Annotated in this window: 22 protein-coding genes; 14 read left to right on the forward strand and 8 right to left on the reverse strand. The window is 57.8% G+C overall.

Annotation, left to right across the window (positions count from 1 at the left end; translation table 11 throughout):
• Positions 1 to 302, forward strand: a 302-nt coding sequence (locus L881_RS13565) for a transposase (RefSeq protein WP_156926509.1), incomplete at its 5' end; no start/stop codon positions are given.
• A 123-nt stretch (positions 303 to 425) separates the two neighbouring features.
• Here the strand turns inward: L881_RS13565 and L881_RS0106025 are convergent.
• The 6 genes from L881_RS0106025 to bioB are packed head-to-tail and all read right to left on the reverse strand — an operon-like array spanning position 426 to position 6,267.
• The gene (locus L881_RS0106025) at positions 426 to 1,790 is read right to left on the reverse strand and encodes an adenosylmethionine--8-amino-7-oxononanoate transaminase (protein ID WP_025732805.1); all 1,365 of its coding nucleotides are present in this window, start codon (positions 1,788 to 1,790) and stop codon (positions 426 to 428) included.
• A complete protein-coding gene (bioD, locus tag L881_RS0106030) occupies positions 1,783 to 2,508 on the reverse strand; it encodes a dethiobiotin synthase (RefSeq protein ID WP_025732806.1) in 726 nt (241 codons plus the stop codon). The genes L881_RS0106025 and bioD overlap by 8 nt, the downstream gene beginning before the upstream one ends.
• Before the next feature lie 2 nt (positions 2,509 to 2,510).
• On the reverse strand, positions 2,511 to 3,311 hold the full coding sequence (locus L881_RS0106035; RefSeq protein ID WP_025732807.1) for a methyltransferase domain-containing protein: 801 nt from the start codon (positions 3,309 to 3,311) through the stop codon (positions 2,511 to 2,513).
• Positions 3,308 to 4,063: an alpha/beta fold hydrolase gene (locus tag L881_RS0106040; protein ID WP_025732808.1), complete on the reverse strand. Its 756-nt coding sequence runs from the start codon at positions 4,061 to 4,063 to the stop codon at positions 3,308 to 3,310. The genes L881_RS0106035 and L881_RS0106040 overlap by 4 nt, the downstream gene beginning before the upstream one ends.
• Positions 4,060 to 5,220, reverse strand: coding sequence for an 8-amino-7-oxononanoate synthase (gene bioF / locus L881_RS0106045; RefSeq protein WP_025732809.1), 1,161 nt, complete (start codon positions 5,218 to 5,220; stop codon positions 4,060 to 4,062). Before bioF ends, L881_RS0106040 begins: the two co-directional genes overlap by 4 nt.
• Positions 5,221 to 5,223: 3 nt before the next feature.
• A complete protein-coding gene (bioB, locus tag L881_RS0106050) occupies positions 5,224 to 6,267 on the reverse strand; it encodes a biotin synthase BioB (RefSeq protein WP_025732810.1) in 1,044 nt (347 codons plus the stop codon).
• 279 nt (positions 6,268 to 6,546) lie between these two features.
• Here bioB and yegS point away from each other — a divergent pair, with 279 nt between their 5' ends.
• Both yegS and L881_RS0106060 read left to right on the forward strand, forming a co-directional pair.
• Positions 6,547 to 7,491 carry a lipid kinase YegS gene (gene yegS, locus L881_RS0106055; protein WP_025732811.1) on the forward strand — a complete coding sequence of 315 codons (945 nt, stop codon included), beginning with the start codon at positions 6,547 to 6,549 and terminating at the stop codon, positions 7,489 to 7,491.
• A 216-nt stretch (positions 7,492 to 7,707) separates the two neighbouring features.
• A complete protein-coding gene (locus tag L881_RS0106060) occupies positions 7,708 to 8,052 on the forward strand; it encodes a hypothetical protein (RefSeq protein ID WP_025732812.1) in 345 nt (114 codons plus the stop codon).
• 129 nt (positions 8,053 to 8,181) lie between these two features.
• On the opposite strand, the gene L881_RS12900 is transcribed toward L881_RS0106060, so the two are convergent.
• The gene (locus tag L881_RS12900) at positions 8,182 to 8,823 is read right to left on the reverse strand and encodes a GntR family transcriptional regulator (protein ID WP_034578774.1); all 642 of its coding nucleotides are present in this window, start codon (positions 8,821 to 8,823) and stop codon (positions 8,182 to 8,184) included.
• Between the two features lie 336 nt (positions 8,824 to 9,159).
• On the opposite strand from L881_RS12900, the gene L881_RS0106070 reads away from it, so the two are divergent.
• The 4 genes from L881_RS0106070 to L881_RS0106085 all read left to right on the forward strand — a co-directional run bounded on the left by L881_RS0106070 (position 9,160) and on the right by L881_RS0106085 (position 12,945).
• Positions 9,160 to 10,392: an NRAMP family divalent metal transporter gene (locus L881_RS0106070; protein WP_025732813.1), complete on the forward strand. Its 1,233-nt coding sequence runs from the start codon at positions 9,160 to 9,162 to the stop codon at positions 10,390 to 10,392.
• A gap of 75 nt (positions 10,393 to 10,467) precedes the next feature.
• Positions 10,468 to 11,211 (forward strand): 5-oxoprolinase subunit PxpA, encoded by a 744-nt coding sequence (locus L881_RS0106075; RefSeq protein ID WP_025732814.1) that lies wholly within the window; start codon positions 10,468 to 10,470, stop codon positions 11,209 to 11,211.
• Positions 11,208 to 11,975, forward strand: a complete 768-nt coding sequence (locus tag L881_RS0106080) for a 5-oxoprolinase subunit B family protein (protein ID WP_025732815.1) — start codon at positions 11,208 to 11,210, stop codon at positions 11,973 to 11,975. Before L881_RS0106075 ends, L881_RS0106080 begins: the two co-directional genes overlap by 4 nt.
• Entirely contained in the window at positions 11,965 to 12,945 is a 981-nt protein-coding gene (locus L881_RS0106085) for a 5-oxoprolinase subunit C family protein (RefSeq protein ID WP_211238897.1), read from the forward strand. Before L881_RS0106080 ends, L881_RS0106085 begins: the two co-directional genes overlap by 11 nt.
• A 35-nt stretch (positions 12,946 to 12,980) precedes the next feature.
• Here L881_RS0106085 and L881_RS13390 read toward each other — a convergent pair whose 3' ends face one another.
• Positions 12,981 to 13,361: a putative signal transducing protein gene (locus L881_RS13390; protein ID WP_051464813.1), complete on the reverse strand. Its 381-nt coding sequence runs from the start codon at positions 13,359 to 13,361 to the stop codon at positions 12,981 to 12,983.
• 372 nt (positions 13,362 to 13,733) lie between these two features.
• Between L881_RS13390 and L881_RS0106095 the strand changes: the two genes are divergently transcribed.
• The 7 genes from L881_RS0106095 to L881_RS0106130 all read left to right on the forward strand — a co-directional run bounded on the left by L881_RS0106095 (position 13,734) and on the right by L881_RS0106130 (position 21,852).
• Entirely contained in the window at positions 13,734 to 14,267 is a 534-nt protein-coding gene (locus L881_RS0106095; protein ID WP_025732818.1) for a gamma carbonic anhydrase family protein, read from the forward strand.
• Positions 14,268 to 14,441: 174 nt separating this feature from the next.
• The gene (gene exaC / locus L881_RS0106100; protein ID WP_025732819.1) at positions 14,442 to 15,962 is read left to right on the forward strand and encodes an acetaldehyde dehydrogenase ExaC; all 1,521 of its coding nucleotides are present in this window, start codon (positions 14,442 to 14,444) and stop codon (positions 15,960 to 15,962) included.
• Between the two features lie 94 nt (positions 15,963 to 16,056).
• Entirely contained in the window at positions 16,057 to 17,109 is a 1,053-nt protein-coding gene (locus L881_RS13395) for a lipoate--protein ligase family protein (protein ID WP_051464814.1), read from the forward strand.
• Between the two features lie 36 nt (positions 17,110 to 17,145).
• Entirely contained in the window at positions 17,146 to 18,498 is a 1,353-nt protein-coding gene (lpdA, locus tag L881_RS0106115; RefSeq protein WP_025732821.1) for a dihydrolipoyl dehydrogenase, read from the forward strand.
• 16 nt (positions 18,499 to 18,514) lie between these two features.
• Positions 18,515 to 19,522: a thiamine pyrophosphate-dependent dehydrogenase E1 component subunit alpha gene (locus L881_RS0106120; protein WP_245587937.1), complete on the forward strand. Its 1,008-nt coding sequence runs from the start codon at positions 18,515 to 18,517 to the stop codon at positions 19,520 to 19,522.
• Between the two features lie 20 nt (positions 19,523 to 19,542).
• Positions 19,543 to 20,580, forward strand: coding sequence for an alpha-ketoacid dehydrogenase subunit beta (locus L881_RS0106125; RefSeq protein WP_025732823.1), 1,038 nt, complete (start codon positions 19,543 to 19,545; stop codon positions 20,578 to 20,580).
• A 3-nt stretch (positions 20,581 to 20,583) separates the two neighbouring features.
• Complete coding sequence (locus tag L881_RS0106130) at positions 20,584 to 21,852, forward strand: dihydrolipoamide acetyltransferase family protein (protein WP_025732824.1); 1,269 nt, start codon at positions 20,584 to 20,586, stop codon at positions 21,850 to 21,852.
• Positions 21,853 to 21,927 lie beyond the last annotated feature (75 nt).

A 21,927-nucleotide genomic window follows, 5' to 3' on the forward strand; every position in this document is an offset into this window, starting at 1 on the left:
GTTTTGTAGTTGCCGACAAGGGATATGATAGCCAGTCCCTGCGTCATTATTGTTCCAGCAAGGGAGTCCGTCCCATTATTCCTTATCGTCGAATGCGCAGGACTCCCCGCCCGGGACTGCCATATCAATTTGACAAGCCCCGGTATCGCCAACGTAATGCTGTAGAAAGGTTATTTGGCTGGCTAAAGGAAAAACGCCGAATCAACTCTCGCTTTGACAAATTGGCCAGTAGCTTCAATGCCATGGTGACACTGGCCTGCATTGGGCGCTGTATGCGAGCAGACTTTTCAGACAGAACCTAGTGGCCGCATTTGAGCAAAAGCCTGACAGTTCGAATACAAGCCGAAGGTAATGCCTCCATCAATGGATGGAGGCATTGTTGTTTCTGAGGGAGATACGGGGAGCAGTTCATCCACACTTCCACGCTACCTACCACGCGTGGCGACTTCAATACACTCGGCGGTGACCTCACCCAGTAGCGCAATCTCGGGTTCGGTAATCACGTAAGGGGGCATCCAGTAGATCACATTCGCCAGCGGGCGCAGCAGCACGCCGCGCTGATAGGCGTGCTGATAAACCCTGGTGTTGAGGCGCTGCTGCCAGGAATAGGGGGTGAGCGGCTGCTTGTTGGCGACCAGTTCGATGGCAACTACCATGCCGGTCTGACGCACATCGCCGACATGGGGGTGATCGCGCAGCGGCGCTGCTGCTCGTGCCATCGCTTCGCTCTTGGCGCGGTTGCGCTCGATGATGTGCTGGTCGCGGAAGACATCCAGCGTCGCCAGTGCGGCGCTACAGGCGAGGGCATTGCCGGTATAGCTGTGCGAATGCAGGAACGCCTTGAGGCTTTGATAATCATCATAGAAGGCGGCGTATACCTGATCGGTGGTCAGCACCACGGAGAGCGGCAGGTAACCGCCGGTCAATGCTTTCGACAGACACAGGAAGTCAGGGCTAACGCCGGCCTGCTCAGCGGCAAAGAGCGTGCCGGTGCGGCCAAAGCCGACGGCGATTTCATCGAAGATCAGTTGCACGTTATGACGATCACACGCTTCGCGCAGCTTTTTCAGGTAGCTGGGCGGGTACATGCGCATTCCACCGGCACACTGAATCAATGGCTCCAGAATCACTGCCGCCAGCTCATCGGCATGCTGCTCCAGGGCCTGTTCCATATGGACGAACATGGATTCGGCGTGTGCGTCCCACTGCTCGCGCGGCAGTCCGAAGCAGTCGGGGGCGGGCACCTTGATCACATCCAGCATCAGGGCTTGATAGGTGTCGGTATAAAGCCCTACATCGCTGACCGACAGCGCGCCGAGGGTTTCACCGTGATAGCCGTTGGTCAGAGTGAGAAAGCGCTTCTTCTCGGGGCGGCCAATATTCTTCCAATAGTGGAAGCTCATTTTCAGCGCAATCTCGACCGCAGCCGAGCCGCTATCGGCATAGAAGCAGTGGTCCAGTCTTGGGGGCGTCAGCTCGATCAGGCGCTCTGACAGCTCAATGACCGGCTGATGGGTAAAGCCTGACAGAATGACGTGCTCAAGCTGGTCGAGCTGCTCCTTCATGCGTTGGTTAATTGTCGGGTTGGCGTGCCCCAGCACGTTGACCCACCACGAACTCACGGCATCGAGGTAACGATGGCCGTCGAAGTCTTCAAGCCACACCCCCTGGCCGCGCTTGATCGGGATCATGGGCAGCGTTTCATGATCCTTCATTTGGGTGCAGGGATGCCATACCGAGCGCAGGTCGCGCTGTTTCCAGTGTGCGTTGAGTGAAGGCGTGTCAGTCATGAGGCGTACTCCTTGCCAGCAGCGGTGTGAGAGAGAGGTAAGAGGCGGCGTTGGCTGCGGTGGCGCAGGGCAAGTGCGGCACCACACCGAGACAGGGAGCAGGCAGCCACTGGCGCAGGGCATCGAGGTTTTGTGCCAGGCGGCTCTGTTGGGGCGCTTGTGCGCTCTTGGCATCGACCAGGTTGGCGACCCAGCCCGCCACCTTCAGCCCATCGCGCTCAATTGCCTCCAGCGTCAGGCGGGCATGGTTGATTGCGCCCAGCTTCACGCCAACCACCAGTATCACGTCGAGGTGCAGCGCTTTGGCGAGATCCGCCAGGGTTTCGCGTTCATTCAGCGGTACTCGCCAGCCACCCGCGCCTTCAATCAGAGTGAAGTCAGCGGGCGTGTCATCCAGCAACTGGCGCATCGGCGTATGGAGATCAGCGACGCTCAAGGCGATACCGGCTTCGGTGGCGGCGATATGGGGCGCAATCGCGGGGGCCAGCGCGATGGGATTAACGCGAGAATAGGCGAGCGGTGGCTGGCATTCGGCCAGCAGTGCTTCTGCATCGCTGTTACGCAGCCCTCCATCGGTCATCCGTGATCCCGAGGCGACGGGTTTGCCTGCGGCGGTAGTCAAGCCATGTTGACGAGCCAGATGAAGTAGCGCGCAACTAATGAAGGTTTTGCCGACATCGGTATCGGTGCCGGTAACAAAAAAACGGTGGTGGGTCATGGTCAGTTCACGTTTTGAAGCACAAGGAGCCAGGTGTCGTAGCGGGCTGGAACGCCGTTGGGAAAGCGCTGGGCGGCGAGCGCTTCGAGGCGTTTCAGCGGCATGCGCTGCGGCGTGCTCGGGCGGGAAGGAGAGTGCGCGCCCAGAGTTTTGAGCTTGCGCAGCAGAGTGAGCGCATCGGGGTAGTCGTAGCGAAAGTCGCGGCGCTGACAGCTTCGTAAGGTGAGGCCGCTTTGTGCGATGGCTTGATGCAGGATGGTGCCGTTATCAAAGCGGTTGAGTGTCGCACCAAGGCCCGCTGCGCGGCACAACTCCTTGAATTCGCTGAAGGTGTTATCACCGAGGGTAGTGAAGGCGAGCCAGCCGCCGGGGCGCAGCACCCGTTTGGCTTCGGCCAGAAATCCGTCCAGTCGGGGCAGCCACTGTACGGCGAGATTGGAGAGACACAGCTCAAGGCTCTGGGCGGCCAGCGGCAGGTGCTCGGCATCACCACACAGCCAGTGAGCTTGGGGAAGTCGCTGGCGGGCGCTGGTCAGCATGCGGGGGGCGAGATCAACGCCCACCAGCCGCCGCTCGGCAATGCCAGCCTGCGCGAGCTGTTCCAGCATAAAGCCGGTGCCGCAGCCAATATCGCCACAGCGAGGGTGAGAATCCAGAACGTGGGGCGCAGCCTGACGCAGGTTATCCAGTAGCGCACGGCCCGTCTGGCGCTGGAGCACGGCGGCAGCGTCGTAGCTTTCAGCCGCGCTGCCGAAGCATTCAGCGATGCGCGCCTTGTCGATACCATTGGCGGACGAACTCATGAGTGAGGGGCCTCGCGCTGTATAAAGTCGGTGATCCGCATCGCCAGTGGCGCAGGATTTTCGATAACGCTCGCGTGGCAGCCAGGCAGCGTCTCGGTTGTGAGCAACGGATTTGCGAGCTGGCTTATGGCATGCGCCGCACTGCTGGGCACCAGCGCATCATGGCGAGTAAAGAGGTGCAGTTGCGGTAGCGCCAGTGTCGCCAGCAGGGCGCGGTTATCAAGCTGCGCCAGTAGCTGTAAGCCAGCTTCCCCCACCGGATCAGAAACATCGCCAAGCTGTGCGCGTAACGTGGCGATCAGCGAGCGCTGACGTGCGCCCTGGCTGCATAGCAGGGCAAAACGCTGGCGGGTTGCCAGTGGGTCACGCCTAAAGCGAGCACGGAAGTCGTCGAATACAGCGGCATCCAGCGCCTGCGGCCACTCCTCGGAGGCACTGAAGCGTGCGTTGCTGGCGATGGTGACAAGACCGGCAAAGCGCTGTGGGGCGCGTTCGGCGAGTCGGCTTGCCAGCATGCCGCCCAGCGACCAGCCGCCAATCCAGAGCCGGTAATTACCTGAATCACCAATCTCCTCAATGCGCTGTTCAAGGGCCTGACACCATTCAGTGAGATTGTCAGTGGCAAGTTCAGGCAGGGCTTCCAGCTGCACATCGAGTTCGGGCAGCGTCTGCGCGAGACTGGCTTGCAAAGGGGTCAGGGCGGTGACGCGAAAGCCCCAGCCGCTTATCAACAGTAAACGAGTGGCTGTCATGAGGTGGTCAGGTTGTCAGAGGAGAAGACGTTGTAATGACACGCCAGCCGCTCTACCAGACGACGAATATCATCAGGGCGCTGGCGGGCGGAGAGGGTGATACGCAGTCGGCTGCTGCCGTTCGGCACCGTGGGCGGGCGAATGGCTCCCACCCGCAGACCGTCATCGAGCAAACGCTGGGCCAGCGCCATGGTGAGGGTTTCGTCGCCTACCACGAGGCTCTGAATTGGCGTGACGCTGGGCAGCGGTTCAAGCCCTGCGGCGCGGGCCAGTTGCTGGAATAACGCAATATGGTGATGGAGGCGATCGCGATGTTCGGGAGCTTCCATGGCGAGCTGCACGGCCTGATCGGCTGCCGCTGCGGACATTGGTGCCAGACCGGTCGAGTAGATATAGGGGCGCGCCAGTTGGATCAGCCCCTCGATCAGTTGCTGACTTCCGGCAACGAAGGCGCCCTGACTGCCCAGCGCCTTGCTGAAGGTGCCAATCACCACCGCGACCTGCTGCGGATGGCTGCCCTCGCAGACGCCTGCGCCGCTGCTGCCCATCACCCCAACCCCGTGGGCATCGTCGATAATCAGGGTGGCGTCATGGCGGGCGGCCAGCGTGCCAAGCGCGTTGAGTGGCGCAATATCGCCTTCCATGCTGAAAATACCGTCGCTGACAATAAAGCGTTGCCCCTGTTTACCTTCCAAACGTGTCAGACGGTGTTCCAGATCGCTGCTGTCCAGATGGGCGTAGCGCTCCAGACGCGCGCCGCTCAAGCGAGTGCCGTCCAGCAGTGAGGCGTGGTTAAGGCGGTCATGCAGGCAGTAATCTCCACGCCCGCTCAGCGCATCAAGCACCGCGAGATTGGCCTGAAATCCGCTGGGAAAGAGTAGCGCGCGCTCGCGCCCCAGGCACGCCGCCAACCGCTCTTCGAGGCGCTGATGAATAGCGCAATAGCCGCCCACCAGCGGCGATGCTGCTGCACTGCTGCCAAACTGCTCGGCGGCCTGCGTTGCCGCCTTGATAACCGCGGGGTGCTGACTGAAGCCGAGATAATCGTTGCCGGCAAAATCCACTACGCCTGGCTGGTGCTGCCAGCGCTGGCGATAGCGCTGCTGCTCCTTTCTCTCTTCCAGCTTCTGTGAAAGCCAGTGTTCCAGAGCGGTCATCGCTTAGTGGGCCGTGGCATCGACGGCCAGCTCGCTTACACGCTGACTGTGCAGGTTTTCGTGAATGGCCGCGTCGAGGGTGCTGTCATCAAACTCTTCGCGCTGTTCAGGGCGCATGCCCAAACGCTGGAAGAGGCTTTGATCGTGATCAAACTCAGGATTGGGGGTAGTCAGCAAGCGCTGGCCGTAAAAGATCGAATTGGCTCCGGCAAAGAAGGTCATCGCCTGCAACTCATCGCTCATCTGCTCACGGCCTGCCGCCAGCCTGACGCGGGAATGCGGCATCAGAATCCGGGCAGTGGCGACGGTACGTACAAATTCCAGCGGATCAAGATCATCGGCGTCGGCCAGCGGCGTGCCCTCGACCCTCACCAGCATATTGATCGGCACGCTCTCCGGATGCACCGGCAGATTGGCGAGCTGTTGCAGCAGGCCAGCCCGGTCATTGACGGATTCGCCCATGCCCAGAATGCCGCCGGCACAGAGTTTCATGCCGGCATCGCGGACATGCCGCAGCGTATCGAGGCGCTCGGCGTAGGTGCGGGTCGTAATGATGCTGTCGTAATACTCTGGCGAGGTATCGAGATTATGGTTGTAATAGTCCAGCCCCGCATCGGCGAGATCAGTCGCCTGCTGTGGAGTCAGCCGCCCCAGCGTCATGCAGGTTTCAAGCCCCATGGCGCGCACCCCTTTGACCATTTCGATCACATAAGGCATGTCCTTGGCGCTGGGATGCTTCCAGGCGGCTCCCATGCAAAAGCGGGTCGCTCCGATCGCTTTGGCGGCGTGCGCTTCTTCCAGCACCTTCTCGACCTGCATCAGCTTTTGGCGCTCAAGCGAGGTGTTGTAGTGACCCGACTGCGGACAATACTTGCAATCCTCCGGACACGCGCCTGTTTTGATGGAGAGCAGCGTCGATACCTGGATGGCATGAGGATCGAAATGGGCGCGATGTACTGATTGCGCTTCAAACAGCAGGTCATGAAAAGGGCGGGTCAGCAGCGCTTCTATCTCGCCGCGGTGCCAGTCGTGGCGTATCTCGGTCATGAGCGGGTCGCTTTTGTCGCGGGGCGTTATGGGGGCTGTAGCGCCTGCTGCGGGCAGAAGCAGTACGACATTCCCCGTGTGTGATGTAGCGCAGTGCTGCACCATTTTTTCGGATGCTAGTGTCACGAGGGTGGGGGTATAATGTCAACCTTAAATATTTTTTTGGTTTACATTACCAAAAAGCAACGGATTTTACGCGTTTGCTATGTTGGTTACTGGCGAAAAAAGATAACCTTCTCTCTATTCTTGACCCATGCAGCTGGTGATTAAGGAGCGCACTTGAGCAGCAGCATTCGATTGATTCTTAATGGTAAGTCGTCGGACCAGCCGCGTTTGCGCAAAATGGTTAATCGCCTTCGTAAGCAGGGGATCGGTATTGACGTGCGCGTTACCTGGGAAGGTAGCGACATCGAGGATTTCATCTATCAGGCCAGCGCCAATGGCGTTGAGCGAGTGATTGTGGGCGGCGGCGATGGCACCGTACACGGTGCGGCCAATGCGCTGATGAAGCTCCCTGAAGAATACCGCCCGTCGCTGGGGATCATTCCGCTGGGCACGGCCAATGACTTTGCGCGTGCCGCTGGCATTCCCCATTCGGCCACTGAAGCCTTTGCGCTGGCAGTGCGTGAAGAAGCCGTGCCGATTGACCTTGGCAAGGTTGGCGATACCTGGTTCATCAACGTGGTATCGGGTGGCTTCGGCGCTTCGGTCACGGCCAGCACGCCGCCCATGTTGAAGCGCATGCTGGGGGGCGGTGCCTATTCGCTGGTAGGTGCTGCGCGCATTCTCAGCTTCTCGCCCTATTCAGGGCATTTGCGCATGCCTGAATTCGAAGATAACGCCGACATGGTGGTCATCGCGATTGGCAATGGTCGTCAGGCGGGCGGTGCTCAGGAGCTGACCGCCAAGGCGTATATCGACGATGGCCTGCTCGATGTGCTGGTAATCAACGACTTCAGGCTGCGTGATGTGCCGCGCCTGCTGCGCCAGCTTGAGCATCTGTCGCCCGACAATGATCTGGTGCGCTACTTCCGTACGCCGTGGATCGAGCTTGAGTGCGAAACGCCATTGCCGGTAACGCTGGATGGCGAGATGCAGGAAGTGAAAAAGGGGCGCTTTGAAATTGCGCCGGGAGTGATTGATGTTGTGGTGCCCCCCGATAGCAAAATGCTGAAAAATCGCATTGAAGTGCCAGCGGAGCCTTCCGACGACGAGGATGAGTAGTCGGCACTGCGCTATGGGGCCAGCCGTGGCGATGTGGCGGCAGCAGGCAACACTATTTTTCGCCAGACAGGGAAGCTGGGCAATTGAGGTATCAAAAAGGAGACCGCCGCCCACTGAACCGCTGGCGCGTTGCGGTGTCCTATTCGTGGAGTGGCGTATTTGCTGATCAGACAACCAGCAAGCCCTTGTCGGTTTTTCAGGTCGGGAGAATGTAGAGTGAAACGTATCAGCATGATGGCAATTGCGGCAGCTTCCATGGCAGCACTGCTCGGTGTGGCCGGGTGTAGTCAGTCGGATGACGACACGCCCCCTGATACCGGTGCCGATAGCGCAACATCGGCTCAGCAGCAGAGTGATTCGGCGGCCGCGAACGATGCCGGCAATCAGAGCGATATGCAGGGCACCGATAGCACTGATGACAGTGACAGCGATACTCATGATGATCTGTCGAGCCAGGGAATGCCGCCGGATGAGTCGAGCCGTGATCTTGATCACTCCCCTGAAAGTGATCCGCAGTCCGGCACGCTAGAAGGCGGGCAAACCGATCAGACCCAGCAGTAACCTCTGCTGAGCACCGGGTTATTCCCCGGAACACAGAACAAGAACACCCCGATGCTTGGATACTTCCAGCCGTCGGGGTGTTCTTTTTTAGGGGGATACACGACTGGCTCTCGTGAGGGCGCCGCTGCCTTATCCCTTGTAGACCGCCAGCAGGCTGCGTTCGGATTGTTGCAGGTAGGCAGCGAGACGGGTGGCCGCCTGCTGGTTCTCTCCCTGCTTGAGCAGTTCAACGATAGCGCTGTTGCTTTCGATATAAGGCGCGTGAATGCGTGCCGGATCATCCACCAACCCAAATGCCAGGCGCAGCTCCGCACAGAGATCGGCATAGATTGCCTCGATGCGAGGGCTGTCGGTCAGACTGACAAGGGCGCGGTGGAAGTCGATGTTGGCACTGCCTACCGTTAGCCAGGCGTGTTCTTCCCGCGCGGCGCGAGCCTGCTCAACCGCCTGCGCCATACGCGCGATGGCGGGGTGGTGAGGGGAAGCATCCGCCACGGCCTGACATTCGATCAGTTGCCTGACCCGATAGATATCAATGATTGCAGCGAGGTCGGGGCGCGCCACCATCACCCCTGCGTAGGGAATATGGGTAAGCAGCCCCTGCTGGGTCAGCAGGCGAAAAGCCTCGCGCAGTGTATTGCGTGATACTTCCAGTTGCTCGGCCAACTGTTTTTCCGACAGGCGCTGTCCGGGCAGCAAACGGCCTTCCACCACCCACTGGCGAATGGTCGCGGCGATGGTGCTGCCAAGGCTGGCGGCGGGTTCATTCATAAGCAGTAAACCTTCTTGCTGGTCAGCACAGGGACAGTGAGTGAGCATAACGCATTCGCGACGCTGACGATTTGCCTTTCTCTATTCCTTCCTTTCCTTTCTTTTCTGTCATGGCGCTGCACGATATAGGTGCGCGACCTGATCCAGCCTGCATCATTCTGATGCAATTGATCAAAGATCGAATGTCATTGTTCAACAATAATCGGATATAAATCTACAACGGCACGCGATTTACGGAGCAGTGGCACGCCTCTTGCCTAGTCATTTCCTGATCAAGGCCTCCAGGCTGCCAGGCGTTCGGCAGCGATCTTCAAGCGATTTTACGGGAAGAAAGCGGTGCAACCATCCACTGCAACATTTGCCAAAGAGCGGCGTGCGTCGCTGGTAGCAGCCATCTTCCTGATGGCGACATCGGCGATAGGCCCGGGGTTCATCACCCAGACCGCCACCTTTACCGCGACCCTTGGGGCCACCTTTGCGTTCGGCATTCTGGCCTGCATTGTCATTGATTTTGTGGTGCAGCTGAATGTATGGCGCATCGTCACGATGACCGGTATGCGAGCGTCCGAGGTTGCCAATGCGGCGATTCCGGGCAGCGGCTATCTACTGGCGGTACTGGTGATGTTTGGTGGCGTAGTGTTCAACGTCGGCAATATTGCCGGGGCCGGACTGGGGCTTAATGCTTTGCTGGGGCTGCCGCCGTTGCTGGGAGGCGCAATAAGTGCGCTGATTGCGATCGGCATTTTCCTGTCACGGCGCGCGGGAGTAGCCGTTGATCGCATCATGATCGTGCTGGGAACGCTGATGATTGTGCTGACGCTGGTCGTTGCCTTCGCCTCGCATCCTCCGGTCGGGGAAGCCTTACGTCAGACGGTACTGCCAGACTCCCTCGATTTTACGTCGATCACTACCATCGTTGGCGGCTCGGTCGGCGGCTATATCACCTATGCGGGAGCGCATCGGCTGCTCGATCATGGCACCGCTGGCAAGGAGCATATCGGGGAAGTTTCCAGAGCGGCATTCAGCGGGGTGCTGGTCACCGGGATCATGCGCTATATCCTGTTTCTGGCGATTCTGGGCGTGGTCGCCAGTGGCGTCACCATTGATGTGTCGGGGCAGGGGGCCAACCCTGCTGCGCAAGCCTTTCAGGTGGCGCTGGGCGAGTTCGGGCTGCGTGCGTTTGGACTGATCATGTGGGCTGCCGGCATTACCAGCGTGATGGGAGCAGCCTATACCTCCATCAGTTTCGTGACGGTTTTCGCCAAGGGAATCAGCGAGCGCCGCCGTCACCTGCTGACTCTCGGGTTTATCCTTATCAGCCTGGTGGTGTTTGTGCTGTTGGGCAAGCCGCCTTCCGCACTGCTGGTTTTCGCTGGCGGCTTCAATGGCTTGATTCTGCCGTTGGGGCTGACTCTCTTTTTATATATAGGATGGCGACGTGCCGACCTGATGCACGGCTATCGCTATCCGCGCTGGCTGCTGGTGTCGGGAGCGCTGGTATGCGTGCTTTCCTGGTATATGGCGATTGACTCGGCGGGACCGATCTTCGCGCTGCTCGCCAATGCGTAGCACGGCATCACCGATGTATTCGTATTTCGCCGCTCGGCGTTACCCCATACTCTTCAATCAAAAAGGAATTCTGCCATGGCGCGACTGCTGCTCAATTGTGATATGGGGGAAAGTTTTGGCAACTGGTCGCTGGGTGATCCTGCGGCAGTGCTGCCGCTGATTGACCAGGCCAATCTCGCCTGCGGCTTTCATGCCGGTGATTTCAGCGTGATGTCTCAGGTGGTGGCGCTGGCGGCAAAGGCGGGCGTCAGTATTGGGGCACATCCTTCCTATCCTGATCTGCAAGGATTCGGGCGGCGTGCGATGGCGCTGTCTGAGAAGGAAGTCACCGACCTGATGCTCTATCAGATTGGTGCGCTCGATGCGTTCTGTCGCGCCAATGGCACTCAGGTGGAGTACGTTAAGCCCCATGGGGCGCTCTACCATGCGGTCTATAGCGATTTGCGCATGTTTGATGCAGCGCTTGAGGCGTGTCGGCGCTACCGTGAAGGTCTGGCGCTGATGACGCTGGCGGTCAAGGAGCGCAGCGCTGTGCAGCAGGCAGCGGATATAGCAGGAGTGCCGCTTTTGTTTGAAGCCTTTGCCGATCGCGCCTACCTCAGTGATGGCACACTGTCGCCCCGAACACATCCTGCCTCGGTGCATCATGAACCACAGCGCATCATTGACCAGGCCGTCGCGATTGCCCGTGGCGAAAAGTTTTCCGATATTGAGGGCAAGCCGCTGCAATTGGCCGCCGATACGCTCTGCGTGCATGGCGACAATCGTGAATCCTTGCAGGTGCTGAGTGAATTGCGTAACGCGCTGGAGGCCGTGTGACTCAGGTGATAGCGCCGCGTATCGAGCCTGCCGGTGTCGATGCCGTGCTGATCTCGTTCGATGCTGCTCCTGGCGCGCAGCTCTCCTCCCGCATTGTGGGCTGCGCCAACAGGATTGAAGCGGCATTGGGCGATGTGGTGCTGGATAGGGTGCCGGGCTGGAATACCTTGCTGATTCACTATGACTTCTCTCGTGTGAAGTTCCATCAGCTAAGGGTGATTCTGACACCACTGATCGAGCGGTGGCAGAGCGACACTGATGATGAAGGTGAGCAGCGCGCCGCCATTCAGCATCACCTGATGCCGGTGTGGTACTGCGGTGAGGATTTGGCCATGGTTGCCAGCGCTGCTGGACTGAGCGTAGCGGAAGTGATCCAGGCGCACGCCAGCGCAGAGTACTTTGTGGGTGCGGTAGGTTTCGCTCCTGGCTTTGCCTATATGGGCGGTCTGGATGAACGGCTGATGCTGCCGCGTCGGGCTACGCCGCGCACGGCGGTGCCGCAGGGCAGTGTAGCGATTACCGAGGGCCAGACCAGCATTTACCCTGAACAATCACCGGGCGGCTGGCATCTGCTGGGGCGCTGTCCGTTGAAGCTGTATGACGTTGCGCGCACTCCACCCGGGCGTTTTAGCGTGGGGGACCGCGTCAGCTTCGCACCTATCAGCGAGCAGCAGTTCAACGCACTGTCAGGCCATTGGCAGTGGTGCCCTGAGCCTTCTCTAATGCAGGATGACGGCCTATCGGGAGGGAATAATGAGTCGTAACACCGAGCCCGGAAGGTCAGCCATGGTCGCCTCTGGTCATCTGGAAATTCTCAAGCCGGGCATGCTGTCGCAGCTACAGGATGTTGGCCGCATCGGGGCTTTGCGCTATGGCGTCTCGCACAGCGGTGTGATGGATCCTTATTCAGCCGCCTGGGCCAATCGGCTGGTGCGTAACCGCATGGACGCGCCGTTAATCGAGGTGGCGCTAGGGGGCTTGCAGCTCAGGGCGGCTCAGGATACCTGGCTGGCAATCGCCGGGGCGGCGATTCCGGCCTATCTGGATGGACGCGAGGTTGATGGCTGGTCACGCTTTCTCATGCGTGAAGGCCAGGTGTTGAGTCTGGGGTTCGCGGCCCAGGGGCAGCGCGCTTATATCGCCGTTCAGGGCGGCTTCGTAGTCGAGCCGGTGCTGGGTTCCACTGCAACCCATCAGCGCAATCGCCTCGGCGGGCCAGATGGTTCGGGAAGTCCGCTGCAACGCGGCAATTTGCTGCCTTGTGTCGCGGATGCGGCGGCATTCAGAAGCAGCGCGAGTGCGCAGTGGCAGCAGCGTACCGACTTCACTACCACTCCCGTGCTGCGGGTATTGCTGGGCGGTGACGCACTACGCTTTGCTGAAGATCAGCGGGCGCGGTTCTTCGACACTCACTGGGAAGTTTCCCGCGACTCAGATCGCATGGGCGTGCGACTGCATCACGATATGCCATTACAAGAGATCCCCACACGCACGCTCTCCCTGGGCATTACCCCCGGCACCATCCAGATACCGCCCAGCGGCAACCCCATTGTGTTGATGTCCGACTGCCAAACCATGGGCGGCTACCCAGTGCTTGGTTGGCTGCATCCGCTCGACCGTGGCCGTCTGGCGCAGGTGCCCGCCCGTCAAACGGTGCGTTTCGTCGCCTCGGATATCGAGACGCTACAAACCGATATGCAGCGCTTCGCGGATTTCTTTGCGGTACTGCCGTAGAAGAAGCCCCGTTGAATGGAGGCGGCTGGTCCCTGCTATTCACTCTCTGTTTTTGTGCCAGCACTATGCCGAGGCGGGAGAGGGAAGACAATATTGGCGACGAGCCAGCATCCCAATAAAAGCGCGAGCCAGGGCAGCGAGCGGTTGCGTGGGGCGGCAGTAGCGGAAGGAGACGTTTCGTCAGACGGGCTGGTAAATGCGTGGTGGTCGTAGTCCCGCCGAATGCGTAGCGCGGTGTCTGCATCATTGGGCACTACCTGCACCTTCACGCCGCCCAGCGCCGTAGAGAGTGTCCACTGCATACCGATCATGTGCTGGTCAGCGATCCACGCCTTGATACCCGCGGAGCTTAAAAGTCCAGCAAACATCTGTGCTTCCAATGGTTCGCAGAAAGTCGCAATCGTAATCGGGGCCATCGCTCGCTCTGTGGTTAGCGTATCCGTGTGAGTGATGACGTTATCATTGGGGGAGGGGGTGTTGTATCACCTTTCGTTTATCTGCGGCGAAGGTTCAATATCAAGGTCTCAGAATGGCGGTTAGTGTTGATGAATTGCCGCACCATTTCATCTGACAACATATGCAGTGTTGACGGCGATGTTATTGCCATCAGGTAAGGGGTAGGAAGATCGCTATAGCCGGAGTACTTCATTAATGGTGCTGGTTATCCAGAGTTGATTGTCAAATAAGGATAATAAATATTTTGTTATTAAGAGTGCGGATGGCATATACATGAACAAGGATGTGTATGTCATTATTTTTAATAATGATTAATCTATCAGGACACTACATTGACTATTTTTAAATTAGGGGATCAAGTTCCTGACATTCATGCGGATACCTATGTGTCGAGCGACAGTACCATTATCGGAAGCGCTTCATTTGCAGCCGATGTGAGTGTATGGCCGCAGGCGGTCGTGCGTGCCGACAATGCCGCTATCACTATCGGGCAGGGCAGCAATATTCAGGATGGTGCTGTGCTTCATGTGGATGAAGGGTGCCCAGTGGTGGTGGGTGATAACGTAACGATTGGTCATCAGGCGATGTTGCATGGCTGCACGATTGGCGATGGCTCATTGATTGGAATGAGCGCCGTGGTTCTCAATAATGCCGTGATTGGGCGTAACTGTCTGGTGGGCGCGGGCGCGCTGGTAACGGAAGGCAAGGAGTTTCCGGAGGGTGTTCTGATTGTCGGGGCGCCTGCCAGGGCCGTGCGTTCGCTGACGCCAGAAGAGATCGAGCAACTGGGAAATAACGCGGAGCACTATGTGGAAAAGGGCCGTTATTACCGAGAGGCGCTGGTGGAGGTGGAGCCGCAGCGTTAATACGTTATTACTCTTCTATTAATTTCCCAGCGGCCACGAGAGGCAGTGGATGAATAGCCTCTCCGTGCATCACTTATCTACGCCATTGGTGGCATGTGGCCTCTTTTCACTTGCCCTATTCCCCTGCGAAGGCGTACCAATAAACAAGCTTTCTGATTGAAGGAGATAGGTGTCATGCAGTATGCCCATCCTGGTACTCAAGGTGCTCTGGTTAACCCTGAAGAGCGTTACGGCAATTATATTGGGGGAGATTTCGTTGCGCCCATCGACGGCGACTATTTCTCCAACTCCAGCCCCGTAACGGGCGCACACTTTGCCTATTTTCCGCGCTCTACCCTAAAGGATATCGACAAGGCACTGGACGCTGCCCATGCAGCGGCACCGGCGTGGGGTAAAACCTCCGTTCAGGAGCGTTCCAGAATTTTGCTAAAGGTAGCTGATCGGCTGGAGGAGCATCTTGAGGAGCTTGCGGTGGCAGAAAGCTGGGACAACGGCAAGGCAATACGTGAAACGCTGAATGCCGATGTGCCGCTGGCCATTGACCATTTCCGGTATTTTGCCGGTGTTATTCGTGCTCAGGAAGGAACACTGGCCGAGATTGATGAATTCACCACTGCCTACCATTTTCATGAGCCGCTCGGGGTGGTGGGGCAGATTATTCCCTGGAACTTTCCGCTTTTAATGGCCGCATGGAAACTGGCGCCAGCATTGGCGGCGGGCAACTGTGTCGTTCTCAAACCCGCCGAGCAGACGCCTTTTTCCATCACTCTGTTTGCCCAACTGGTGGGGGATCTGCTCCCGGCGGGCACGCTTAATATTGTGCACGGCTTTGGTAAGGAGGCGGGGGAGGCGCTGGCGACCAGCAAGCGTATCGCCAAAATCGCCTTTACCGGTTCCACTCCGGTAGGCTCCCATATCCTTCATTGTGCAGCGGAAAACATCATTCCCAGCACGGTAGAGCTGGGCGGAAAGTCGCCGAATATTTTCTTTGAAGACATTCTGCAAGCCGAAGAGAGCTTCATCGACAAGGCGGTGGAAGGCCTGGTGCTGGGCTTCTTCAATCAGGGCGAAGTGTGTACCTGCCCCTCTCGCGCATTGATTCATGAGTCCATTTACGATGATTTCATGCAGCGGGTGCTTGAGAAAACCGCCCGTATCAAGCGCGGCGACCCCTTGGATAGCACCACGATGATTGGGGCTCAGGCTTCACAGCAGCAGTTCGACAAGATTCTCTCCTATATGGATGTTGCGCGGGAGGAAGGGGCTGAAATCCTGACCGGCGGCAGCGTTGAGACATTGCAGAACGAGTTGGCCAATGGCTATTACATTCAGCCCACCCTGCTGAAGGGCACCAACGATATGCGTGTCTTCCAGGAAGAGATATTTGGCCCGGTCATCTCCGTGACTACCTTCAAGAGTGAAGAAGAGGCGCTGGCAATCGCCAACGACACCGAATTCGGTCTTGGCGCTGGCGTCTGGAGCCGCGATATCAACCGTGCCTACCGAGTTGGTCGTGGTATTCAGGCAGGGCGAGTGTGGACCAACTGTTATCACAGCTACCCGGCTCATGCCGCCTTTGGCGGTTATAAAAAATCCGGGATAGGCCGTGAGACGCACAAAATGATTCTTGATCACTACCAGCAGATCAAGAATTTGTTGGTGAGCTATGATCCTCATCCGGCTGGGCTTTTCTGAGTGATGGAACAATAATCCGCTGAAATGAATGTCGCTCTCATGGAGAATTTTGCGGGAGCGGCATCTCCCGTTGTAGCCCCGGAGCTTGAGCAGAATGCGATGTACTATCAGGATTATCACGCTCTCTTCCGTTGATCCGAGGCGCAATCTGGTGCTTGAGCAGACGCTCTTGCAGCGTGCGAATGAACACGATATTACGGTACTTATCTGGCAAAACAGCGACGCCGTGATTATTGGCAAAGGGCAAAATCCGTGGTGTGAAGCGAACCTTCCTTATTTACAACAGCAGCAAATACCGTTGGTGCGCAGGCATAGTGGCGGAGGGGCAGTATTTACCGATCATGGCAATATCAATTTCAGCCTGATAATGCCGCAACAGCATTATCATCGTCATATTGCTACCGGAATGATTCGTGACTTCCTCACCCAATGGGGAATTAATGCCACCATCAATGATCGCAATGACATGGTGATTCGCTCGGCCAATGAAGACTATAAATTCTCAGGTTCCGCCTATCGGGCTACGCAAGGTAAATACCTGCATCACGGAACATTATTGATCGACTCCAACCTTGATCGGCTGAGAAGTGCCTTGCAGCCGCCAGCGGCTGATATTGAAGCGAAGGGCATTGCGTCACGTCGCTCTCACGTCATTAATCTTGCCAGTGTCTCTACCAGTATTAGTGTTGAGCAGCTCTTAAAAGCGCTGCCACTCTGCTTCAAGGATTATTTTGCACCACTGGGTGATGTGTCTCTCGCCAGAGCAGATGCCGGCGCGATTATTGCCGACGATCATCCGCTGATTATTGAACAGCAACAATGGGCGTGGGTGTATGGAAAAACGCCCCGGTTTATTCAGCGATTTACAGGACAAGTAAAAGGGCACACCTATTTGGCCCATATCGCTGTTAACCAAGGGCGAATCTGTTCTGTGCAGGTAACAGGCAACGCGCACTCCTGCCAACTCTCTGAATTTTTCAGCCATGTGCTGCATGGGTGTCGGTATCAGTGCGCCCATGTGGAGCGCCAGCTATCGGGCTGCGACCAAAGCAACCCCTCGAAAGGTGAATGTTTCCCGCCCAATGAAAGGATTAATTTGCTAGCTAACGAGGTAGGCAAATGGCTGGTTGCACAGATACCTGCCTAGGGCTGCCGTAACCATTACCGCTGAATGGGGGCTATGGTGAAAGAATATGATTTGATCGTCGTTGGTAGCGGCCCCGGGGGATACATCGCTGCGATCAGAGCCGCTCAATTGGGAAAATCCGTTGTTGTCATCGAGCAGGGCGAGTTAGGCGGCGCATGTTTAAACGTTGGCTGTATTCCTTCCAAAACCTTTCTGAAACACGCCGAATGGATGCTGACGCTGGCCGAAGCCAAGCGCTACGGCATTGATACCACGGTCAATGGCATTGACATGGCGGCACTGGTCGCGCGCAAGCGGGATGTTGTCGGCACGTTACGCCGTGGTATCGCCCATCTTTTTAACGCCCACGCTATTGAATTGATCCAGGGGACAGCCAGCTATGTGCCTGACCAGGGGCTGACGGTAGATGGCCGCACACTATCGGCACGGCACACTCTGTTGGCGACCGGTAGCCGTCCCTTTATTCCCCCTATCGCGGGGCTGGATCGCGTCAGTTATTACACGACCGATACCCTTTTCGATCTTGCCGAGCTACCGGCGCGGCTGGTGATCATTGGCGGTGGGGTTATTGCGATTGAGCTGGCCTTTGCCATGGCACCACTGGGCGTTGAGGTAACGCTTGTCGAAGTCGCGCCGGATATTCTGCTGACCGAGGAGAGTGAGGCGCGCGAGGTAGTGAGGGGCGCGCTGAAACGGCTGGGTGTCAGCATTCATACCGGTGTCTCCATCCAGCGAGTCACGCCACATTCGATTGTGCTGAGCGAAGGGCAGATCGAATTCGAGGCACTGCTGGTCGCGACTGGTCGCGTCCCCCATCTGACGCTGGCGCAAGAGATGGGGCTAGCGCTCGATGCGCAGCAGCGCTTCGTCAAGGTTGATGATGGTTTCCAGACCTCTGTGCCTGGTGTATTGGCCATTGGCGATCTGATCGGCGGCCTGATGCTGGCCCATGCCGCCAGTGCGGAAGGCATTGTGGCGGTGGATCGGCTGTTTGCGTCTCACCAGCCGCCGCTGAGGCTCCATCTTGTGCCCCGTTGTGTGTATTCCTTCCCGGAGATCGCTTCTGTCGGTCTCAACGAGCAGCAGGCGCGTGAGCGCTACGACGACATTATTATTAAAAAACAGCCATTTGCCGCTAACGGAAAAGCGATCAGTGCCGGTGAAACCGACGGTTTCGTCAAACTGATCGTCAGTGCGCGTTACGGTGAGATTGTTGGTGCTGTGGTGGTGGGGGCGCATGCCACTGAAACCCTGCAAGTGATTCAGTCCACCATGCAGGCTGAGGGAATAGTGGACGATTTGGCAGAGCAGGTTTTCGCTCACCCCACGCTCAGTGAGGTGATTGGAGAAACTGCAAAGAGCATCGTGTTCAAAGCAATTCATGAATGACGTCGAGGAGATCATCATGACATCAGCAATGACAGATAATGTGCCAGCCACGGCGACCGGTTGCGCTATTCCCCCGGAATCCGCCAAACGCATTTATGCGCGAATGAACGATATCCGCAACTTTGAAAACAAGGTGCGGGAGTGTTTTGCCAAAGGGGAGATTCCCGGCTTCGTCCATCTCTATGCAGGGGAAGAAGCGGTCGCAGTCCCTATCTGTGAGCAGTTGACCGATTCCGATCAGATTACCAGCACCCACCGTGGCCACGGCCACTGCGTTGCCAAGGGCTGTGAGCTTAACGGCATGATGGCTGAAATTTATGGCCGCGCCACCGGGCTTTGCAAGGGCAAGGGCGGCTCCATGCATATTGCTGATGTCAGCAAGGGAATGCTTGGCGCAAACGGCATGGTGGGCGGTGGCTTGCCGCTGGCAGTGGGGGCGGCGCTGCGCAATCGCAATCTGAAAACCGGTGATATTACGGTCTGTTTCTTTGGTGATGGTGCCGCCAATGAAGGCACCTTTCACGAATCGTTGAATCTCGCTTCCATATGGAAATTGCCGGTCGTCTTCGTATGCGAAAACAACGGCTTCGGGGAAGCGACACCTCAGCGCTATGCCTCGGCTTCTCCCACGATTGCCGAACGCGCCAGCGCCTACAACATGCCGGGCGCTCAGGTAGATGGCAAGAGTGTCGTCGATGTGTATACCACCGTGGGCGAGGCTATCGAGCGTGCGCGCAATGGTGAAGGCCCTAGCCTGATCGAATGTCATACCTACCGCATGTATGGGCATTTCGAGGGGGACGAGCAGACGTACAAGGCCAAAGAGGGGGATGAGAAAGCGTTTGCCGACAAGGACTGCATTCCGCTGTTCAAAGAGTACGCCGTTAAACATGGGCTGTTCAGCCAGCACGATGCCGACGAAATCGAGGAAGCCTCTATTGAACGCGTTGAAGAGGCGCTTCGGTTTGCGCAGGAGAGCCCCTTGCCCAGCGCAGACTCTCTGTTTGAAGACGTATTTTCCTAATGATTGATGAGGGCATCGGCATGGCACGCACACTTTCCTTTTCAAAAGCGATCAATGAAGCGCTGGCACAGGCCATGCGCGAGGATGAAACCATTATTCTGCTGGGTGAAGACCTGGCGGGTGGGCACGGCGTAGCACATCTGGAAGGCAAGGGCGCCTGGGGCGGCGTGATGGGCGTTACCAAAGGGCTGGTAGAGGAGTTCGGCGAAGAGCGAGTGATTGATACGCCCATCTCGGAGATGGGCTATATGGGCGCGGCGGTAGGCGCTGCCGCGACTGGCATGCATCCGGTGCCCGAGCTGATGTTCAACGACTTTCTGGGGTTTTGCCTTGATCCCTTGCTCGGACAAGGCTCCAAGATGCGCTATATGTTTGGCGGCAAGGCCAGCCTGCCCTTGACGGTGAGAACCACGCACGGTGCAGGGGCTTCTGCGGCTGCGCAGCACTCGGGCACCTACTACGGCATGCTGGCCGCCATTCCCGGTATCAAGGTGGTGGTTCCTTCGACGCCTTATACGGCCAAGGGGTTACTGCTGGCGGCCTTGAAAGAGCCGAATATCGTGGTGTTTTCCGAAGATAAAACGCTTTATAGCAGCAAGGGCGAGGTGCCCGAAGAGCAGTATACGCTGGAGATCGGCAAGGCGGAGGTGGTGCAGGAAGGGGCTGACCTGACCATTGTGACCATCGGCAAGATGCTGTTTGTCGGGCTGGAAGTGGCCGAGCAGCTTAAAGCAAGTGGTATCAGCACCGAGGTGATTGACCTGCTGACGGTCTCCCCCTGGGATCGGGAAACGCTTGAAGCGTCGATCCAAAAGACCGGGCGCATGATCATTATTGATGAAGCCAATCCTCATAACAGCGTAGGGCGTGATATTGCCGCTGTAATCAGCGATGTCGCCTTTGATTATCTGGACGCGCCCATCAAGGTTGTCAGTGCGCCGGATACGCCGGTTCCCTTCGCCAGTAACCTGGAGAAGCTCTATATTCCTTCGGCGCAGCGTGTGCTGAGCGAGGCCGATGAGCTGATTTTTGATCTCAGGTCTGCCAAGGAGGCGTAAATCATGGCAATTTCGGTAGTCATGCCAAAACTGGGTTTGACCATGACAGAGGGCGTGGTCGAAGAGTGGAACAAGCAGGAAGGCGACAGCGTTCAGAAGGGCGATATCCTGTGCTCGATCAGCTCCGAAAAGCTGTCGCAGGATATTGAAGCAGAAGCCTCGGGCACCCTGATTAGTATTGTGGTACCGACCGGTGAATCTGCTCCTTGCACAGCGCCGATAGCGTATATAGGCGAAGCGGGAGAACAGCCTGATAGCGCTGATGAAGCGAATACGGCTGCGCCTCAGGCCGCAACAAAAACACAGGCACAAGACGCCCCCGAACCTGCCCGGCGCGTTGCTGCTTCCAATGATGACACGATCAGCAACGACAGCTCCGCCGAGCAGCGGCTGTTTATCTCGAAACTTGCCCGGCGCATGGTTCGGGAGAAGCAACTGGATATACGGAAGATCACCGGCACTGGCGGGCGCGGTCGCATTACTCGGCGTGATGTAGAGCACTTTCTGGCGCAGGGGCAGACCACCGAAGCGCAGGAAGGTGCGGCTCAGGGGCCTCAGGGGCAGAGTAGTAGTGCACAGCGAACGTTTGCAGCTCAGGGCTTTACGGGCATGCGCAAGGCCATTGCCGCGAATATGATGCAGAGCCTTCATTCGACGGCGCAAGTGACGTTACAGCGCAAGGTCAATGTGACCCGCCTGCTGGAATTTCGTGAAGAGATGAAGGCGCGAGTCGCGGCGCAGATGGCCTCGGGCACCTTCAACCTGAATGTACTGCTGCTGAAAGCGACCGCTCTGGCGCTACGGGATAACCCCGCCATGAATAGCCGCTACGATGGCGAAAAGCTTCTCCATCCCGAGGCCATCAATATTGGCGTGGCGGTGGCGCTTGATGAAGGGCTGGTTGTGCCAGTGATTGGCGATGTTGACAAGCAACCGCTCTCGCAGCTGGGTGGTGCCTTTAAGCGCGCCGTGCAGGAGGCGCGGAGTGGCACTATCAGCAGCCACCTGGAGGGCAGTTTCAGCATCACCAATCTGGGAGCGCAAGGCATCGAATATTTCACGCCTGTGCTTAACCCGACGGAAACCGGCATTCTGGGCGTTGGGGCGATTGGTGAGCGGCTATATCTGGATGATGCAGGAGAGGTCAAGGTCGCCCACGAGCTGCCGCTGAGCCTCACCTTTGACCATCAGGTGGTGGATGGTGCGCCCGCTGCCGAGTTCCTTGCGGCTATCGCTGCCTATCTTGAGGCGCCCTATTCGCTATTGCTGTAAACGTGCGCAGGGCAGACCCTCTATGGAAAGTGCTACTTCATTCCCGCCTGTTTTATCCGGCGGGAATGTTATGTC

The organism is Carnimonas nigrificans ATCC BAA-78, from assembly GCF_000526695.1.
GTDB lineage: Bacteria > Pseudomonadota > Gammaproteobacteria > Pseudomonadales > Halomonadaceae > Carnimonas > Carnimonas nigrificans.

Coding starts and splice junctions, on each gene's coding strand:
- L881_RS0106130 (WP_025732824.1), top strand. CDS start 20,584: ATGGCAATTTCGGTAGTCATGCCAAAACTGGGTTTGACCATGACAGAG.
- bioF (WP_025732809.1), bottom strand. CDS start 5,220: ATGACCGCTCTGGAACACTGGCTTTCACAGAAGCTGGAAGAGAGAAAG.
- L881_RS0106035 (WP_025732807.1), bottom strand. CDS start 3,311: ATGAGTTCGTCCGCCAATGGTATCGACAAGGCGCGCATCGCTGAATGC.
- L881_RS0106040 (WP_025732808.1), bottom strand. CDS start 4,063: ATGACAGCCACTCGTTTACTGTTGATAAGCGGCTGGGGCTTTCGCGTC.
- L881_RS0106025 (WP_025732805.1), bottom strand. CDS start 1,790: ATGACTGACACGCCTTCACTCAACGCACACTGGAAACAGCGCGACCTG.
- L881_RS0106075 (WP_025732814.1), top strand. CDS start 10,468: ATGGCGCGACTGCTGCTCAATTGTGATATGGGGGAAAGTTTTGGCAAC.
- L881_RS12900 (WP_034578774.1), bottom strand. CDS start 8,823: ATGAATGAACCCGCCGCCAGCCTTGGCAGCACCATCGCCGCGACCATT.
- L881_RS13395 (WP_051464814.1), top strand. CDS start 16,057: ATGCGATGTACTATCAGGATTATCACGCTCTCTTCCGTTGATCCGAGG.
- L881_RS0106125 (WP_025732823.1), top strand. CDS start 19,543: ATGGCACGCACACTTTCCTTTTCAAAAGCGATCAATGAAGCGCTGGCA.
- L881_RS0106085 (WP_211238897.1), top strand. CDS start 11,965: ATGAGTCGTAACACCGAGCCCGGAAGGTCAGCCATGGTCGCCTCTGGT.
- exaC (WP_025732819.1), top strand. CDS start 14,442: ATGCAGTATGCCCATCCTGGTACTCAAGGTGCTCTGGTTAACCCTGAA.
- bioB (WP_025732810.1), bottom strand. CDS start 6,267: ATGACCGAGATACGCCACGACTGGCACCGCGGCGAGATAGAAGCGCTG.
- bioD (WP_025732806.1), bottom strand. CDS start 2,508: ATGACCCACCACCGTTTTTTTGTTACCGGCACCGATACCGATGTCGGC.
- L881_RS13390 (WP_051464813.1), bottom strand. CDS start 13,361: ATGGCCCCGATTACGATTGCGACTTTCTGCGAACCATTGGAAGCACAG.
- L881_RS0106120 (WP_245587937.1), top strand. CDS start 18,515: ATGACATCAGCAATGACAGATAATGTGCCAGCCACGGCGACCGGTTGC.